The 16652-nt window shown below is 70.2% G+C and carries 15 protein-coding genes; 12 read left to right on the forward strand and 3 right to left on the reverse strand.

The features are described 5' to 3' along the window. Positions 1–21: 21 nt before the first annotated feature. Entirely contained in the window at positions 22–1512 is a 1491-nt protein-coding gene (locus tag GVL03_RS05075; protein ID WP_159499910.1) for a GMC oxidoreductase, read from the reverse strand. Between the two features lie 258 nt (positions 1513–1770). On the opposite strand from GVL03_RS05075, the gene GVL03_RS05080 reads away from it, so the two are divergent. The 6 genes from GVL03_RS05080 to GVL03_RS05105 are packed head-to-tail and all read left to right on the forward strand — an operon-like array spanning position 1771 to position 8005. Further along, entirely contained in the window at positions 1771–3075 is a 1305-nt protein-coding gene (locus GVL03_RS05080) for an extracellular solute-binding protein (protein WP_159499911.1), read from the forward strand. 12 nt (positions 3076–3087) lie between these two features. Further along, on the forward strand, positions 3088–4035 hold the full coding sequence (locus GVL03_RS05085) for a carbohydrate ABC transporter permease (RefSeq protein WP_159499912.1): 948 nt from the start codon (positions 3088–3090) through the stop codon (positions 4033–4035). Beyond that, positions 4035–4859 (forward strand): carbohydrate ABC transporter permease, encoded by an 825-nt coding sequence (locus tag GVL03_RS05090; protein WP_159499913.1) that lies wholly within the window; start codon positions 4035–4037, stop codon positions 4857–4859. Before GVL03_RS05085 ends, GVL03_RS05090 begins: the two co-directional genes overlap by 1 nt. A gap of 50 nt (positions 4860–4909) precedes the next feature. Beyond that, on the forward strand, positions 4910–5860 hold the full coding sequence (locus tag GVL03_RS05095) for a sugar phosphate isomerase/epimerase (protein WP_159499914.1): 951 nt from the start codon (positions 4910–4912) through the stop codon (positions 5858–5860). Beyond that, the gene (locus tag GVL03_RS05100) at positions 5857–7047 is read left to right on the forward strand and encodes a Gfo/Idh/MocA family protein (protein WP_159499915.1); all 1191 of its coding nucleotides are present in this window, start codon (positions 5857–5859) and stop codon (positions 7045–7047) included. Before GVL03_RS05095 ends, GVL03_RS05100 begins: the two co-directional genes overlap by 4 nt. A 31-nt stretch (positions 7048–7078) precedes the next feature. Beyond that, positions 7079–8005 carry a sugar phosphate isomerase/epimerase gene (locus tag GVL03_RS05105; RefSeq protein ID WP_159499916.1) on the forward strand — a complete coding sequence of 309 codons (927 nt, stop codon included), beginning with the start codon at positions 7079–7081 and terminating at the stop codon, positions 8003–8005. A gap of 19 nt (positions 8006–8024) precedes the next feature. On the opposite strand, the gene GVL03_RS05110 is transcribed toward GVL03_RS05105, so the two are convergent. After that, complete coding sequence (locus GVL03_RS05110) at positions 8025–9611, reverse strand: molybdopterin-dependent oxidoreductase (protein WP_159499917.1); 1587 nt, start codon at positions 9609–9611, stop codon at positions 8025–8027. Positions 9612–9817: 206 nt separating this feature from the next. Between GVL03_RS05110 and GVL03_RS05115 the strand changes: the two genes are divergently transcribed. The 5 genes from GVL03_RS05115 (at position 9818) to GVL03_RS05135 (ending at position 14401) form a co-directional block, all read left to right on the forward strand. Then, entirely contained in the window at positions 9818–11077 is a 1260-nt protein-coding gene (locus GVL03_RS05115; RefSeq protein ID WP_159499918.1) for an inorganic phosphate transporter, read from the forward strand. After that, positions 11077–11412, forward strand: coding sequence for a peptidase (locus GVL03_RS05120; RefSeq protein ID WP_159499919.1), 336 nt, complete (start codon positions 11077–11079; stop codon positions 11410–11412). Before GVL03_RS05115 ends, GVL03_RS05120 begins: the two co-directional genes overlap by 1 nt. Positions 11413–11448: 36 nt before the next feature. Further along, positions 11449–12357, forward strand: a complete 909-nt coding sequence (locus GVL03_RS05125; protein WP_159499920.1) for a phosphodiesterase — start codon at positions 11449–11451, stop codon at positions 12355–12357. Positions 12358–12476: 119 nt separating this feature from the next. Then, a complete protein-coding gene (locus GVL03_RS05130) occupies positions 12477–13934 on the forward strand; it encodes an aspartate ammonia-lyase (RefSeq protein ID WP_159499921.1) in 1458 nt (485 codons plus the stop codon). Between the two features lie 83 nt (positions 13935–14017). Then, positions 14018–14401 carry a DUF4190 domain-containing protein gene (locus GVL03_RS05135; protein ID WP_159499922.1) on the forward strand — a complete coding sequence of 128 codons (384 nt, stop codon included), beginning with the start codon at positions 14018–14020 and terminating at the stop codon, positions 14399–14401. Between the two features lie 82 nt (positions 14402–14483). On the opposite strand, the gene GVL03_RS05140 is transcribed toward GVL03_RS05135, so the two are convergent. After that, complete coding sequence (locus GVL03_RS05140) at positions 14484–15347, reverse strand: fumarylacetoacetate hydrolase family protein (RefSeq protein WP_159499923.1); 864 nt, start codon at positions 15345–15347, stop codon at positions 14484–14486. A 40-nt stretch (positions 15348–15387) separates the two neighbouring features. Here GVL03_RS05140 and GVL03_RS05145 point away from each other — a divergent pair, with 40 nt between their 5' ends. Continuing rightward, positions 15388–16617 (forward strand): PrsW family intramembrane metalloprotease, encoded by a 1230-nt coding sequence (locus tag GVL03_RS05145; protein WP_159499924.1) that lies wholly within the window; start codon positions 15388–15390, stop codon positions 16615–16617. Positions 16618–16652: the final 35 nt, after the last annotated feature.

The raw sequence follows: 16652 nt of genomic DNA on the forward strand, positions 1-16652 counted from the left end.
CCTGGTGTCGTGCCGTCGTGCTCACTCACCGAGCGCCGCCGCGACCGAGCGCCCCGCACGGACGGCCGTGACCGTGCCGGCCGGGGTGACATTGGCGACCACGGCCGTCGGCAGGACGCCATTGCCGGCCGCGTACAAGCCCTGCACACCCCACACGCGCCCTTCGGGATCGGTGACGGAGGTGCCGTCGTCGGCAGCGCCCATCCGCACGGTGCCCGAGTAGTGCAGCGACGATCCCGGCGGGAGCAGAAGGGTGTCGGCGAGCGCGTCGGCGCCGCCGACTGCCTCGAATGCGCGCTGCTGCTGTTCGCGAGCGCGCTCGATGAGCGCCAGATCCTCGTCGGTGTACTCGTACACGATGTGCGCGAGGGGCATCCCGGCCGCATCGGTCTCGGTGTCGGAGAACTCGATGCGGCTCTCGGCGCGCACGGTGGTGGGCACATAGACGCTGATGCTCACCGCCATCGCCACGGCGTCTGTCAGATCGTCCGAATAGAGCGGTCCCACGCTGACCTGCCAGTGGAACGGCTGCGCCGACCCGCTGTGCGGAAGCCACAGCGAGTCGCTCATCCATTCGCCCGGACGGGGGATGGGCACACCGCCGACCCCCAACGTGCCGGGCTCGGCGAAGACACGGCCGGTGAGGAAAGCGTGCTCGTTCAGGTAGCGGCCCAGCGCCGGGGGACGGATGCCGGAGGCGAACAGCAGCTGCGGCGAGCGCAGGGCGTCAGCGCACACGACGACCGCGGACGCCTCGACGACTCGTGTCGCGCCGGTCGGATCGGCGATCTCCACGCCGCGGGCACGGTCGCCGTCGACGAGGATCCGCCGCGCGAGAGCGTCCGGGATCAGCTCGAAGAGCTCCGAACCCGCGACGATCTCGGGGAAGATCCTCCCGGGGTCCGTGCGCCGCAGCCCGCCGGCGGACGAACCGGACACCGCCATCGGCATGATCTGAGGTCCTCTGCCCGGAGCGGAGACGGCTCCGAACGCGTCCGTCAACGCGTCGATGACCGCGGACCCGGCCGGTGTCGGCCCGAACCGGTCGGTGGTCACGCGCAGAAGCCTGCGCGTCCTGTCGTAGTCATCGGCCCATTCGGCCGGAGAGATGAACGTCGGGATCTCGCTACCCCAGGGCGTGGGGCAGGCGGCGGTCCAGCGCGACCCCATGCCGCCCACGTTCCAGGCGCTCGCCGCCGCGGGCATCGCATCCGAGCGATGTCCGAGGGCGCCGAAGGCGTACAGGCCGGGAGCTGCCGACGCACGATCCGAGAAGTGCCCGGCGGTCGCGGCGCCGACGTACATCGACTGGACGCCTGCCGCCACGTTCGCGTTGTACGAGGCCCGCTCGCTCTCCTCGGCGACATCGTGGAGATGCTGTGCGGGCACCGTGCCGAGGAGCGGACCCGCCTCGACCATCGTGATGCGGGTGTGCGGCCGGAGCCGCCGGACCTCCGCCGCAACCGCGGCTCCCATGATCCCGCTGCCGACGATGAGGAGTTCGGGTGTCATCTCTGCCTCCGACTTATGACATAAATAATGATAAGACGACTATTGCATCTAAAAAGTTATGCATGAATCAGCGCAAGTTTCGTCTGTGTAAAAGAAAGATGCGTGATGTGACGCCGATGTAAATTCTGCCTCCGCGGCCCTCGTCGCGGCCTCCTCGCTGCATAGCCTGTCGCAGGCGCCGCAATCTCGTGGCGCGGGCGGACACCCGAAGTCGCACCACCCCTCGCCCATACCCGCATGCTGAGAAAGGCAACCACGATGAACGCACTGCGTTCGCGCGCCACCCGTCGAACCCTGCTCGTCACCGGCGCCGCACTGACGGCCGCCATCGTCCTCGCCGGCTGCGGCCGCGCATCGGAGACCGGCGGGACGTCGGCGACCGTCACGATCGACGATGAGCCGGCGACCGGCACGATCGAGTTCTGGGCCGGCGGCGCCGATGGAGAGGCGCTGCCGGACTTCCTGGCGGAGTTCCAGGAGGAGAACCCCGACGTCGAGATCAACGTCACCACCATCCCGGAGGGCGACAACGACGCGAAGCTGTCGGCGGCCATCGCCGCGGGGAACGTGCCCGACATGGTCTACCTCTACTCGCAGACCCAGGCGGCGATGCTCGACACCGGAGCGTTCGCGGAGGTGCCCGACGGTCTCGTCGAGAGCGCCGACTTCTTCTCATCCATGTGGGACACGGTGCAGTACGACGGAGCCGCTCACGCCGTTCCCTGGTACACCTACGCGCAAGCGCTCTACTACCGCAAGGACCTGGCCGCGGCGGCCGGTGTCGAAGCGCCCGAGACGTGGGAGGACTACGCGACGTTCTCCGAGGCGGTGCAGGACCAGGGTGCGACCTTCGGGGTCGGCCTGTCCGCCGAGTGGGATGGCTACACGGCTCAGCAGTTCAACGATTTCGTCCGCCAGGCCGGGGGATCGCTCATCTCCGACGACCTGACCGAGTGGACGATCGACACGCCCGAGAACCTCGAGGCTCTGGAGACGTACGCGGGCCTCGTGACCGATGGCTACGCGTCACCCGACGGACCCTCCTTCCTCGACACGGTGTCATGGTTCACCTCCGGTGAGATCGCCTCGTACATCAACGGCCCCTGGTTCCCGGGCTGGCTGGAAGAGGCCAACGGCGAGGGATGGAACGAGGACAACCTCGGCATCGCGCTCGTGCCCGCCGGTCCTGCCGGCACCACCTCGGCCCTGGGCGGCGGCAGCCTCGCGGTGCTCGAGGACGGCAAGAACACGGAGGCGGCCTGGAAGCTCGTGCGCTGGCTGTCGGAGCCGGACACCCAGGTCGCATGGTACGAGACCTTCGGCAATCTCCCGGCCGTCGAGGCCGCATGGGACGCGCCGGCGATCGCCGACGACCCGCTGCTGGACGTCATCAAAGAGGCGATCCCGCTGGCCGGCTCCGTTCCGGCCGTGCCGGGCTGGAGCGAGGTCTCGGCCATGCTGGGCGCTGAGATGGAACGCGTGGCACGCGGCCAGGCGACGGCCGCCGAGGTGCTGGCGGCGGCTCAGGCCAAGGCCGACGAGATCCCCACCGGCGTCGAGTAGGAGCAGCGTCGAATGACCTTCGCGATCACCCGTGGGAAGGCGTCCACCGGGCGCCCTCCCACGGGTTCGCCTCCGCGCCCGGGCAGTGGCCGGCGTCACCAGACGGCGACGGCGTGGCTGTTCCTCGTGCCCACCCTCGTGATCGTGGGCCTGTTCACCGTCATCCCGACCTTCGCGGCGTTCCTTTTCAGCTTCACCGATCTGGGGCTGAGCGACATGCGCGACCCGCTCGCGGTCGAGGTCGTCGGGTTCGAGACGTTCGCGAGGGTGCTCGGCAACAGCGATTTTCAGCGGGCAGCGCTCAACACCGTGATCTTCGTCGCGATCGGCGTGCCGGTCACCATCGGGGTCGGGCTCGTGATCGCCCTCGTCCTCAACGCGGGCGTCCGTCGTCTGCGTCCCGCCTTCCGCGCGATCATCTACATCCCAGTGATCGCCAACATCGTGGCTGTCTCGGTCATCTGGAAGTACGCGCTCAGCTACGGCGGTCCGATCGACGAAGCGCTCGCCGCGATCGGCATCGAAGGCCCGAACTGGCTCGGTGATCCGGCCTGGGCGGTGACCTCGGTGCTGCTGCTGACCGTGTGGCGCAACGTGGGGACGGCCATGGTCCTGTTCCTGGCGGGGCTGCAGACCGTTCCGGAAGAGATCTACGAGGCGGCCGCGCTGGACGGCGCGGGTCCTTTCCAGCGCATCTTCCACATGACGCTTCCGCTGCTGCGCCCGACGACGCTCCTCGTGTCGGTGCTGATCACCGTCATGTACATGAACATCTTCGAGGAGCCGTACCTCCTGACCGGTGGCGGTCCTCTCGGCTCCACCCGCTCGCTCTCGCTCTGGGTCTATCAGCAGTTCGGCTTCGGCAACGTCGCCGCCTCCATGGCGGGCTCGTTCGTGCTGATCGTGCTGGTGCTGACCGTGAGTGTCATCCAGTTCCGGATGCTGAGGCCCAAACACTGATGCGCACCGCACCGCTCCGTACCGCTCTCCTCTACATCGCGATGACCCTCGTCTCGGCCGCGATGATGCTTCCGTTCGTCCTCGTCGTCCTCGGCGCGTTCAAGACGCAGGGCGAGTTCACCGCCAATCCCGGTGCCTGGCTGCCCGAGTCCTTCGGGAACCTCTCGAACTTCGTGGTGCTGTTCGAACGGGGATTCGGGCGCTACCTGCTCAACAGCGTCACCGTGTCGGTCATCGTCGTCGTCGCCAACCTCGTGTTCAGCTCGCTCGCGGGCTATGCCCTGGCCAAGCTCCGCTTCCGCGGCCGGAGCGCGGTCTTCGCCCTCGTGCTGGCCTCGATGATGGTGCCGATCGTGGCCATCTTCGTGCCGCAGTTCCTCGTCGCCGTGCAGCTCGGGGTCGTCGACACCCTCTTCGGGGTCGCGCTTCCCATGCTCGTGCAGCCGATCGCGGTGTTCATCGTGCGGCAGTTCGCCGGCTCCATCCCGGAGGAGATCATGGAAGCCGCGCGTCTGGACGGCGCCAGCGAGCTGCGCATCTTCGGCCAGGTGTTCCTGCCCCTGCTGAGCCCGGCTCTCGCGACAGTCAGCGTCATGACCTTCCTCGCATCGTGGAACGCGTTCATCTGGCCGCTCGTGATGGCCCAGTCCGAGCGCACCTACACCCTGCCGGTGGGCCTGGCCGTCGCCGCGGCGGGGAGCAACACCACCCAGTTCGGCGTGCTGCTCGCCGGCGCGGTCGTGGTGCTCCTGCCGGTGCTGATCCTGTTCCTGTTCCTGCAGAAGTACTTCGTGCAGGGAATCGCCGCGACAGGCGTGAAATAGTGGCGCGCGCCGTGTCGGCGTGTGCAACCGAGTGAGGAGAGCAATACCCCATGACCCTTCGCCTTTCGCAGGTGGCACTGAACCCGATCCAGTGGACGAACCTCCCCGCCGACCCCTCGGTGCCGGGGAGCGTCTCCCGCTGGCTGTACGGTGAGCCGTCCTTCCGCGCCGACTATCCGCGCGTGCTGCGCTCGGTCGCCGCCGCCGGGTTCGACGCGACGATGATGGAGGTGCTCGACACGCAGACACTGCAGGACTACGCGCGGATGGTCACCGAGGCCGGTCTGCGGGTGGCGCCCGGGTACGCGTCGATCGGTCTGCCCGAGGACGCGGGCGTCGAACTGGAGCGCGGCAGCGCCGAGTGGCAGCGGTGGTTCAACGGTGTGCGCCGCAAGGCCGAGGAGTCGAACTACTTCGGCCTGGACACCGTGTTCCTCGCGCCCGAGGTCGACTACCGTCTGCCGCGATGGTCGGAGAAGGCGGCGATCGGGCATCTGCGGGACTCGGCGCGGCTCGAACGCCAGATCGAGATGTTCGCCGAAGCGGCGGACGTCCTCGCCGCCGAGGGCGTGCGTGCGGGTCTCCACAACCACGTCGGCACCTGGATCGAGACCGAGGACGAGATCGAGGCGGTGCTCGCGGCGATCCCCGCCGAGCGCCTGAGCGCATCGTTCGACATCGGTCATCTGGCCTGGGCTGGCATCGACCCCGTCGAGATGACGGCGCGGCACGCCGACCGCATCCTCGACCTGCATCTGAAGGACCTCGACCTCGCTCTCGCGGCGCGCACGCGTGATCAGCCCGGGCCCTACGACGCGATCTCCACCGCGGAGTTCTTCGTGGAGCCCGGGCGCGGCGACATCGATCTCGACGGCGTGCTCGCCGCTCTTCCCGAGGCCTTCGCCGGGTGGATCATCATCGAGGTCGACCAGGTGCACGGCGATCCCGACCGAAGCGCCGCGCTCAGCAGGGCCTGGGTCGAGTCGACTTTCGCGTCATGAGCGGCGCCGTCTCGACGGCGGTCCCGGCGCCGGCCCGCGGGCCCCGCGACCGTGTCCATCCCCTTCGCGTGGCGATCGTCGGCACCGGAATGATCGCGCGCGTTCATGCGCGTGCCGCCCGCGCGGCCGGGGAGCAGGTGCTCGGCGTGCTCGGCTCGTCGTCGTCCCGGTCGCAGGAGACGGCGCAGCAGTGGCGCCTTCCCCGCGGGTACGCCGACCTCGACGCGCTCCTGCGCGATGCGCCCGATGTCGTGCACATCTGCACCCCGAACGCCCTGCACGCCGATCAGGTGCGAACGGTGATCGCCGCGGGCAGCCACGTCGTCTGCGAGAAGCCGCTGGCGACCACACGGGCAGAGGCGACGGAGCTGGCCGCGCTCGCGCGGGAGGCGGGCGTCGTGGCGGCGGTGCCTTTCGTGTACCGCTATCACCCGATGGTGCGCGAGGTCCGCGCCCGTCGCGGACGGGGTGAGCTCGGCGACATCCTGCTGGCTCACGGGACCTATCTGCAGGACTGGATGCTGGACCCCCGTTCGTCGAGCTGGCGGGTGGACCCGGCCCGCGGTGGTGCGTCGCGGGCGTTTGCCGACATCGGCTCGCACTGGTGCGATCTCGTCGAGTTCGTGTCGGGGGAGCAGCTGGCGGCGGTCAGCGCTCTCACCTCGATCGCGCACGCCACCCGTCCCGCGGCGTCGGCGCCGTCGTTCGCGGCGCCCTCCGACGCCGCCGCGGACCCCGTCGCGGTCACGACCGAGGACATCGTCACCGCGATCTTCCGCACCGCGCGCGGCGTGCCGGTGAGCCTCGTCGTCTCGCAGGTGTCGGGCGGACGCAAGAACCGGCTCTGGTTCGAGCTGGACGGCACCCGGGCCAGTGCCGTGTTCGACCAGGAGGATGCCGAGACCGCCTGGCTCGCCGGTGTCGACGGAGCGAGGATCCTGCACCGCGGCGAGGGGGAGGTGAGCGCCGACCAGGCACGTCTCAACCACCTTCCGGCGGGGCACGCGCAGGGGTTCGGTGACGCGTTCGACGCGTTCGTCGCCGACGTGTACGCCGCGGTGCGCGGGGAGAGCCCCGAGGGGCTTCCCACCTTCGACGACGGCGCGCGTGCCGCAGGCATCGTCGATGCGGTGCTGGACTCGGCGGCATCCCGGTCCTGGGTCGACATCCCGTGCTCGACGCCGTGACCATCACTGCGAACACCCCGGAGGAACCCGCATGAGACTCGGACTGCTCACCGCCTGCCTGCCCGCATGGGATCTGGAGCGCATCGCGCGCTTCGCCGCCGACACCGGCTACGAGGCGCTCGAGGTCGCCGCGTGGCCGACCACGGGAGGCCGCGACTTCGAGGCGTCCCACCTGCCGGTGGCGACGCTCACCGACGACGACATCGCGCGCACCCGCGAGATCCTCACGGATACGGGCCTGCGGATCAGCGCGCTCGCCTACTACGAGAACAACCTGCACGGCGACCGTGCGCACCGGGCAGCGATCCATGCGCACCTGCGTGCCACGATCGAGGCCGCCGGGCGTCTGGGCGTTCCGTACGTCGGAACGTTCGTCGGACGCGACATCGCGCGCAGCGTGCCGGAGAACATGCGCGAGGCCGAGCGTGTGCTGCCGCCGCTGGTCTCGTTCGCCGCCGATCACGGCGTGACCCTCGTGATCGAGAACTGCGTCATGGAGGGATGGCATCCCGACGGCTACCCGGGCAACATCGCGTACAGCCCCGAGCTGTGGGAGTGGATGATCGGCCTCGGTCTCCGTCTCAACTGGGACCCGTCGCACCTGGTGTGGATCGGGATCGACCCGCTCGAGACGATCCTCCCGTTCGCGTCGTCGATCGTGCACGCTCAGGCCAAGGACATCGAGCTGTTCCCCGAGCGGCGCAACCGGTACGGCGGCTTCGGCACCGTGCACAAGGACGGCGATCCGTGGAAGACGGGATGGTGGCGCTACCGCGTGCCCGGCCGCGGGCAGATCGACTGGACGCACATCGTGGATCGCCTGTACGAGGCGGGATTCGCCGGCACGTTGTCGGTCGAGCACGAGGATCCGCTCTGGGGTGGCGACGATGAGCGGACGCTCGAAGGACTGCGGATCGCGCACCGCACCCTGCGGCCGCTGATCGCTCACACGGGCTGATCGGACACGCGCGCGTTCGTCAGCGCACGGTCACGAGCGACCGCTGCCAGCCCGACGAGCCGTCGGGGGCGATGGGGGCGCGCTCCTCGGTCTGCTGCTCGCCGTTCAGATCGTAGGCGCGCACCGTGAGGTTGTGGATGCCGGCGGAGGCCTCCCACGGCAGCATCCACTGCACCCATGTGTCGGTGCCCACCGGCGCCGACAGCGCGGCCTTCTGCCAGTCGCCGTCGTCGATGCGCACCTCGACCCGGCCGACGCCGATCGGCTGCGCCCAGGCCATCCCTGCGATCGCGATCGTGCCCGCGTCGACGGGCGTGTCGACACGGGGCGTGTCGATCCGCGAGGACATCTTGATCGGCGCCTCGGCGCTGTATCCGCGGGGCGTCCAGTAGGCCTCGTCCCGGTCGAAGCGCGTCACCGTGAGCCGGGTCACCCACTTCGTCGCCGACACGTATCCGTAGAGCCCCGGAACCACCATCCGCACCGGGAAGCCGTGCTCGAGCGGAAGGGGCTCCCCGTTCATCGAGACGGCGAGGATCGCGTCGAGGCCGTCGTCGGTCAGCGCCTCGAGCGGGGTGCTCGCGGTGAACCCGTCGACGCTCCGCGAGAGCACCATGTCGGCGTCGGCGGAGGGGCCCGCCATCTTCAGGAGGTCGCGGACGGGGACCCCCTGCCAGAGCGCGTTGCCCACGAGGCCGCCGCCGACCTCGTTCGAGACGCAGGTGAGGGTGACGGCGTACTCGTCGAGCCCCCGGGCGAGCAGGTCCTCGAACGTGAACTCCACGCGTCGGTCCACCATCCCGTCGATCACGAGACGCCAGGTCGCAGGGTCCACCTGCGGCACGGTGAGTGCGGTGTCGACGCGGTAGAAGTCGGCGTTGGGGGTGAACAGCGGCGAGATGCCGGGGACGTCGAGCTCGGCACCGGCGGGGATCGTCACGCGCGAGCGCGGCGCGGGCAGGCGAAGGGCCTCGCGGATGGCGGCGATCGAGGCCGTCGCTCCAGCGATCACGCGTGATCCCGCGCCGATCACGACCGCCGCGGCCGTGCCGATCAGGGCCAGTCGCAGGAAGGTGCGCCGCCCGGCGAGGGAGGGCGCGTCCGGACCCGGGACCGCCCGTGCATCGTTCCCGGGCGCCGGCACCGCCGTGCCCCGTCGCCAGCGCCGGAGCGCCCCCGCGAGCAGCCGCAGCAGGCCGATCGCGGCGACACCGCCGGTGGCGGCGGGGAGGGCGTCCAGCGGGCCGGCCGCGGCTCGGGTGACCAGGGCGGCGCCGGCGGCGACCGTCACGATCGCGAACAGCACGGCACCGAACGGGGGACGGAAGAGCTCGAGGACTCCGGCGATCGCCGCACCGATCAGCGCGGCCAGGGCCAGGCTCGCCAGCAGCACCGCCTTGTCGGCGTCGCCGAACGTCGAGATCGCGAGCTCCTTCAGCGGCTGCGGCACGATGTCGATGACGAAGGCGCCCACCGCCTCGAGCGGGCTCGCGCCCCGGGCGACGATCAGCGCGGTCAGCTCGGCGGTCGCGAGGAAGGCGCCCGCGGCGATCACGCCGGCGAGGGCGGCGAGCATCGACCAGCGGGCTCTCCGTGTCGTGCTCATGGACGTCATCCTCCCGCGCGAACCGGCGGTCGCGCAGGGGTTCTTCGGCGCCGCGCCGCGATCGGATGGGTGCGAGTTGACCGGACGGCGGGGCGGTGTAAGGATTCGTGTGGCCCGGTAAACGGATGCTGACCAACAGGTGAACTCTTCGTTCGCGCCGCCGATCGTCTCGGTGCTCCTCATCCTCCCCTCACGGAAAGCGAACGGTGGAAACCGCAGCCCTGATCGTCGTCCTGGTCATCGGCCTGGCGCTGTTCTTCGACTTCACGAACGGCTTCCACGACACCGCCAACGCGATGGCGACGCCCATCGCGACGGGCGCACTGAAGCCCAAGGTGGCCGTGCTCCTCGCGGCCGTCCTGAATCTGGTGGGGGCGTTCCTGTCGACCGAGGTCTCGAAGACCATCTCGCACGGGATCATCCGAGAGGACCAGATCACTCCGGCCGAGTTCCTGCCGTTGATCTTCGCGGGCCTGATCGGCGCGATCACCTGGAACATGCTGACCTGGCTGCTGGGTCTGCCCTCCAGCTCGTCGCACGCGCTCTTCGGCGGCCTGATCGGCGCGACGATCGTGGGTGTCGGCGTGCTCGCGATCGACTTCGGCGTGGTCATGAGCAAGGTCATTCTGCCCGCTCTCATCGCGCCGTTCACGGCGGGACTGATCGCGTTCGCGGCGACGAAGGCGGCGTACGCGCTGACCCGCCGGAACGACAGCAAGCCCGACGGACGCGACGGCTTCCGCTGGGGACAGATCTTCTCCTCCTCCCTCGTCGCCCTCGCGCACGGCACCAACGACGCGCAGAAGACCATGGGCGTCATCACGCTCGCGCTGATCATGGCGGGCTGGCAGGACTCGGCCCACGCCGATCCCCAGCTGTGGGTCATCTTCGCGTGCGCGTTCACGATCGCGCTCGGCACCTACATGGGCGGATGGCGCATCATCCGCACGCTCGGCAAGGGGCTCACCGACGTGAAGCCCGCGCAGGGATACTCCGCGGAGACGTCGACCGCGGCCACCATCCTCGCCTCCAGCGCGCTCGGCTTCGCGCTGTCGACGACCCAGGTGGCGTCGGGATCGGTGATCGGCTCGGGTCTCGGGCGTCGCGGCTCCACGGTGCGCTGGCGGACGGTCGGCCGCATCGCGGTGGGCTGGCTGCTCACCCTTCCCGCGGCCGGTCTCGTCGGCGCGGCCGCGGCGCTCGTGGTCGCGTGGCTGGGCAACTGGGGCATCTTCATCGACGCCGTGATCGCCGTGGCGATCGTGCTGGGGCTGTTCCTGCGCTCGCGCCGCAACCGGGTGAGCGCGGCCAACGCGATGAGCGAGGTCGCGGACTCGGGCCGCGCGGTCAAGGTCACCCGCAACCCTCCGCCCACCCGCCGCCGGCGCCGGGCGCTCCGCGACGAGGCGCGTGCGGCGCGCTCCGCGGGACCCGAGAACCGCGAGCGCGACGAAGGGGCGAGCTGATGGGGTTCGAGATCGACTGGCTCGCCTTCGTGCAGGTCTTCCTGGCGGCGCTCGTCGCCACGATCGTGGTCGTCGCGTCCTACTCGCTGGGCCTGCGGATGCTGGTGCGCGCGGGTCGTGCACCCGTCGTGGCCCCGGCGGAGTTCACGGATGCGATCACCGTCATGTCCGAGAAGCAGCGGGCACGGGCGGCCAAGGCCGCCGCCAAGGCGGCCAAGCGGAGTCCCTTGACGGACGGGCAGAAGCAGATCGCACGGATCGCCGCGATCCTCTGCTTCGCGGTGTGCGCGCTCGCCGTCCTCGGCGGACTGCTGCTGATCGTGATCGGGCTCTGAGCGGGCCGCGTCCGTACCGGCCCCTAGGCTCGTCCCATGGTCGCTCCCTCCGTCCGCTTCGGACAGCATCCGCCCGCCCGTCGCACCATCGTGCATGTCAGCGACACGCATCTGCTGGCGGACGACCGCCCGCTGGCCGGGCGGTACGACACGCAGGGCAACCTCGTGCGCACGATCGAGGCGATCGAGCGGCTCGGCATCGCTCCCGACGCCCTGGTGTTCACCGGCGACCTGACGGATCTCGGCGAGGCCGAAGCCTACGCGGCGCTGCGGCGCACCGTCGAGCCCGCCGCGGCCCGGCTCGGCGCACCGGTCGTCTGGGTCGCCGGCAACCACGACGAGCGCGGACCCCTGCGGGCGGGGCTGTTCGGCGAGGAGCCCGGCGAGGAGCCGATCACCTCCGTGCACGACCTCGGGGGCCTCCGTCTGATCGTGCTCGATTCGACCGTGCCGGGCTGGCACCACGGTGAGATCGACGCGACGCAGCTGCGCTGGCTCGGCGAGGTGCTCGCGGAGCCCGCTCCGCTCGGCACCATCCTCGCGCTGCACCATCCGCCCCTGCCGAGCCACATCCCGTTCTTCGACATCCTCGAGCTGCGCGACCAGGGCCGCCTCGCCGAGGTCGTCGCCGGCAGCGACGTGCGGGCGATCCTGGCCGGACACCTGCACTACTCGACCTCGGGCACGTTCGCCGGCGTCCCGGTGAGCGTCGCGGCCGCCACCTGCTACACGATGGATCTCGCCCGCCCCGCCGAGACGGTGAACGGGATGGACGCGGGTCAGTCGTTCCATCTCGTGCACGTCTACGACGACACCGTCACGCATGCGGTGGTCCCGGTCGTCGACGCCGAGGCCGGTGACTTCTTCGACGCGGAGTGGGTGGCGCGGATGGCGGCGCTCTCGCCCGAGGCCCGGCTGGAGGCCTTCTCCCGCAAGCCGTCCTGAGACGCGGTGTACACCGCGGCGTGCGTGCCGTCCGTTCTGTACGACACGTCCAGCGGCGCGCTGCGTGCGGGTGGCTAGGCTCGAGCCATCCCCGACCGGCCGACCCGCAAGGACACCGCATGGACTCGGACGCGACGACGCGCACCCGCACGGAGACCGACTCGCTCGGCAGCCTCGAGATCCCGAACGATGCCTACTGGGGCATCCACACCGCTCGTGCGCTGGAGAACTTCCCGATCTCCAAGCGCCCGATCTCGGTGTACCCTGACCTGATCGTCGCCCTGGCCATGGTGAAGCAGGCCTCGGCGCGCGCGAACCGCAGCATCGGCGTGCTCGACCCGGAGCGGGCCGACCTCATCGACCGCGCGGCGCAGCGGGTGATCGAGGGGGAGCACCACGACGAGTTCGTCGTGGGCGTGATCCAGGGCGGCGCCGGGACCTCGACCAACATGAACGCGAACGAGGTCATCACCAACATCGCGCTGGAGCTGGCCGGGAGATCGAAGGGCGACTACGCGTTCCTCTCGCCGATCGACCACACGAACCGCAGCCAGTCGACGAACGACGTCTACCCGACCGCGATCAAGGTCGGCCTCTCGCTCACCCTGCAGAGCCTGCTCGAGGAGCTCGAGCTGCTGCGCCGGGCGTTCCTGGCCAAGGCGGTCGAGTTCCACGACGTCCTGAAGGTCGGCCGCACCCAGTTGCAGGATGCGGTTCCCATGACGCTCGGCCAGGAGTTCCACGGGTTCGCGTCCACGCTCGAGGCGGATCTGCTGCGGCTGCGCGAGAACGCGTCGCTGCTCCACGAGATCAACATGGGCGCGACCGCGATCGGCACCGGCATCACCACGCACCCGGACTACGCTCCGGCGGTGCTGCGGAACCTCCGCGAGATCTCCGGCCTGGACCTCGAGACCGCGGTCGACCTCGTCGAGTCCACGAGCGACACCGGCTCGTTCATGTCGTTCTCCTCGTCGCTCAAGCGCAACGCGATCAAGCTCTCGAAGATCTGCAACGACCTGCGGCTGCTCTCGAGCGGCCCGCAGGCGGGGCTGGGGGAGATCACCCTTCCCCCGCGCCAGGCGGGATCGAGCATCATGCCCGGCAAGGTCAACCCGGTGATCCCGGAGGTCGTGAACCAGGTCGCGTTCGCGGTCGTCGGAGCGGACATGACGGTGACGATGGCGGTGGAGGGCGGACAGCTGCAGCTGAACGCGTTCGAGCCGGTCCTCGCGCACTCGATCTTCCAGTCGATCACCTGGATGCGGCAGGCGATGTGGACGTTGCGGGTCAACTGCGTCGAGGGCATCACCGCCAACCTCGACCGGCTCGGTGCGATGGTCGGCTCCTCGGTGGGGGTCATCACGGCGCTGACCCCCTTCATCGGCTATGCCGCGGCCGCGGCCCTCGCGAAGACGGCGCTCCTCACGCATCGCAACGTCGCGGACCTCGTGGTGGAGGCGGGGCTCATGTCGCGCGAGGAGGTGCTGAAGCAGCTGTCGCCGGCGCGACTGTCCGGCCTCGAGGCGATCACCGCCGCCATCCCGGTGATCGGACCGGACGTCCGGCTCGGCTGAACCTGGGCGAAAGCTGTACGTCGCCGCCGCGAGCCGCTACGGTCGAAGCATCCGGGCATCCCCCCGAAGCCCCAGGAGGAACCATGACAGACCCATCCGGAACGCCGTACACCCCGCCGCCCGCCTACCCCAGCGCGCCGCCCGCGGGCCCGGGCGCACCCGCGCCGGGCGCTCCCGTCCCCGGCAAGACGCTCGGCATCGTCGCCCTGATCGTGGCGATCTTCTTCAACGTGATCGGCTTGGTCCTCGGCATCATCGCCCTCGTGCAGAGCCGCAAGGCCGGAGTGAAGAACCTGCCGGCCGTCTGGGCGATCATCATCGGCGCGGTGCTCCTGGTCGTCGGGATCATCGTCGCCGTCGTGGTCGTCGTGGTCGCGTTCTCCGCTGGCACCGAGCTGTACCAGCGGTGCCTCGAACTGGGTGCCGGAACCCACACGATCGACGGGGTCACCGTCACCTGCAGCTGAGCCGCACCGAAGCGCGGGGGCCGATCGGCTCCCGCGCTTCGTCGTTCCCGCGTCAGCGACCGATGTCGATCAGGGTCCCCGGTCAGTCCAGGATGCGGCAGTGCGTCGTGAGCGAGCCGATGCCGTCGACCCCCACGGTCACCGTCGACCGGTCGCGCAGGAAGATCTGCGGGTCGCGCGAGTAGCCGGCGCCGCCCGGGCTGCCGGTGGAGATCAGTGTTCCCGGCAGGAGGGTCACGGACTGGGAGAGATGCGCCACGAGCGTCGCGACGCCGCGGATCATCTGACCCGTCGAGGCGTCCTGCACGGTGTGGCCGTCGACGATCGTCCAGATGTGCAGGGCCTGCGGGTCGGGCACCTCGTCGGCCGTGACGACGAACGGGCCGACGGGGGTGAACCCGTCGAACGACTTGCACCGGGACCACTGGGCCTCGGAGAACTGGATGTCGCGCGCGGTGATGTCGTTGACGACCGTGTAGCCCCACACGTGGTCGAGGGCGTCCTCGGCGCGCACGTCCTTGGCCGGCGTGCCGATGATGACGCCGAGCTCCGCCTCGTAGTCCACCGACTCGCTCAGCGAACGCGGCCACGACGTCGTCTGCTCATGAGCGGTCAACGAGTTCGGCCACAGGACGAAGACGGTCGGGGTCTTGTCGGTCTTCAGGCCCAGCTCGCCCGAGTGCGCGGCGTAGTTCAGCCCGACCGCGAGGATCACCGGCGGTGTCAGCACCCCCGGCGCGAAGACCGATCCGGCGATCGGGAAGGGGGTTCCCCGCCCGGCGGACTCGCGCACGCGATCCAGCAGCGCGTCGCCTCCGGCGATGAGCCCTTCGAGCGTGCGCGGGGCGTCGGGGAACAGCTCGTCGACGAACCGACCCTCCTCGCCGTCGACGACGACGAGGCGAGCGAGGGGTGTCCCATCCGTCTTCACATGGGCGAAACGCATCCCTCCACGCTACCGGCAGCGCCCGCCTAGTCTTGTCGATGTGACCCATCAGGCGGCCGACCGATATGACCGAAACCCCGGCCGTCCCTCGTCCGCCCCGCCCGACTTCGCCTCGCCGCTCGCGCAGCCCGCGCAGCAGGCGGCCCCGTACATCGCTCCGCCGTCGATCGCCCAGGCGCCGCTGCCGGCGGCACCCCGTCGCTCGTGGGGTCTCTACCTCTGGCTGGGCGGGGTCCTGGTGGTCGTCGCGGTCGTGCTGGTCGGCTACTTCCTGCGCGCGATCGGCCCCGGGGCGTCCTTCGTCGGCATGATCCTGGCGCTTCTGCCGCTCGCCGGCGTGCTGTTCGCGCTCCGTCTGGTCGACCGGTGGGAGCCCGAGCCGCGTGGTCTCGTCCTCCTCGCGATCGGCTGGGGTGCGATCGTCTCGGTGGCCGTCGCGCTCGGGGTCGACCTCGTGCTCCTGCTGACCTTCGGGCGGGACACGTCGATCGCGGGACAGTTCGTGCAGTCGGTGATCCAGGCGCCGGTCGTGGAGGAGGTCATCAAGGGTCTCGGCGTGCTGCTGATCTTCGCGGCGGCGCGCCGGTGGTTCGACGGCCCGGTCGACGGGATCGTCTACGGAGGGCTGATCGGTGCGGGCTTCGCGTTCACCGAGAACATCCAGTACTTCGCCGACTCGTGGATCGAGGGCGGGGTCGAGCTCGCCACGGCCACCTTCTTCATCCGGGGCATCCTGTCGCCCTTCGCCCATGTCATGTTCACCGCGATCATCGGGTTCGCGCTCGGCCTCGCCGCGCGGCGGGGAGCGTCGGTCGGCGGTGCGCTCGGGCCGTGGGCGGCGGGGCTCGTCGGCGCGATCGCTCTGCATGCGCTGTGGAACGGTTCCGCGCTTCTCGGCGACTTCTTCGGGCTCTACGCGGCGCTGCAGGTGCCGCTGTTCGTGATCTTCATCGTCGGGGTGCTGATGCTGCGTCGGGAGGAGTCGCGCCTGACCCGCGCTCGCCTGGGCGAGTACGCCGCCGCCGGATGGTTCACCGCTCAGGAGGTCGACATGCTCGCCACGGCTGCCGGCCGGCGTGCGGCGATCGCCTGGGCGCGCACCCTCCACGGTGACCGCGTGCCGATCATGAGGCGGTTCATCGCGGACGCCACCGCGCTCGCCGCCGCCCGTCAGCGGATCATCACGGGCCGTGATCGCGCGGCGCTCGCCGACGAGCAGACCCTGCTCGAACGCACGGCGGCGACGCGGGCAGCGCTGTTCGCGATCTGACCGGTCGGCGACATCTGGCCGAAACACGCTCCGGA

The sequence above is a fragment of the Microbacterium sp. 18062 genome (assembly GCF_902706225.1).
Classification (GTDB): domain Bacteria; phylum Actinomycetota; class Actinomycetes; order Actinomycetales; family Microbacteriaceae; genus Microbacterium.

Excerpts from the sequence above, each read along its gene's own strand:
- GVL03_RS05130 (WP_159499921.1), top strand. The coding sequence starts at position 12,477 with ATGGACTCGGACGCGACGACGCGCACCCGCACGGAGACCGACTCGCTC.
- GVL03_RS05135 (WP_159499922.1), top strand. The coding sequence starts at position 14,018 with ATGACAGACCCATCCGGAACGCCGTACACCCCGCCGCCCGCCTACCCC.
- GVL03_RS05105 (WP_159499916.1), top strand. The coding sequence starts at position 7,079 with ATGAGACTCGGACTGCTCACCGCCTGCCTGCCCGCATGGGATCTGGAG.
- GVL03_RS05095 (WP_159499914.1), top strand. The coding sequence starts at position 4,910 with ATGACCCTTCGCCTTTCGCAGGTGGCACTGAACCCGATCCAGTGGACG.
- GVL03_RS05085 (WP_159499912.1), top strand. The coding sequence starts at position 3,088 with ATGACCTTCGCGATCACCCGTGGGAAGGCGTCCACCGGGCGCCCTCCC.
- GVL03_RS05100 (WP_159499915.1), top strand. The coding sequence starts at position 5,857 with ATGAGCGGCGCCGTCTCGACGGCGGTCCCGGCGCCGGCCCGCGGGCCC.
- GVL03_RS05110 (WP_159499917.1), bottom strand. The coding sequence starts at position 9,611 with ATGAGCACGACACGGAGAGCCCGCTGGTCGATGCTCGCCGCCCTCGCC.
- GVL03_RS05120 (WP_159499919.1), top strand. The coding sequence starts at position 11,077 with ATGGGGTTCGAGATCGACTGGCTCGCCTTCGTGCAGGTCTTCCTGGCG.
- GVL03_RS05080 (WP_159499911.1), top strand. The coding sequence starts at position 1,771 with ATGAACGCACTGCGTTCGCGCGCCACCCGTCGAACCCTGCTCGTCACC.
- GVL03_RS05125 (WP_159499920.1), top strand. The coding sequence starts at position 11,449 with ATGGTCGCTCCCTCCGTCCGCTTCGGACAGCATCCGCCCGCCCGTCGC.
- GVL03_RS05075 (WP_159499910.1), bottom strand. The coding sequence starts at position 1,512 with ATGACACCCGAACTCCTCATCGTCGGCAGCGGGATCATGGGAGCCGCG.
- GVL03_RS05090 (WP_159499913.1), top strand. The coding sequence starts at position 4,035 with ATGCGCACCGCACCGCTCCGTACCGCTCTCCTCTACATCGCGATGACC.
- GVL03_RS05140 (WP_159499923.1), bottom strand. The coding sequence starts at position 15,347 with ATGCGTTTCGCCCATGTGAAGACGGATGGGACACCCCTCGCTCGCCTC.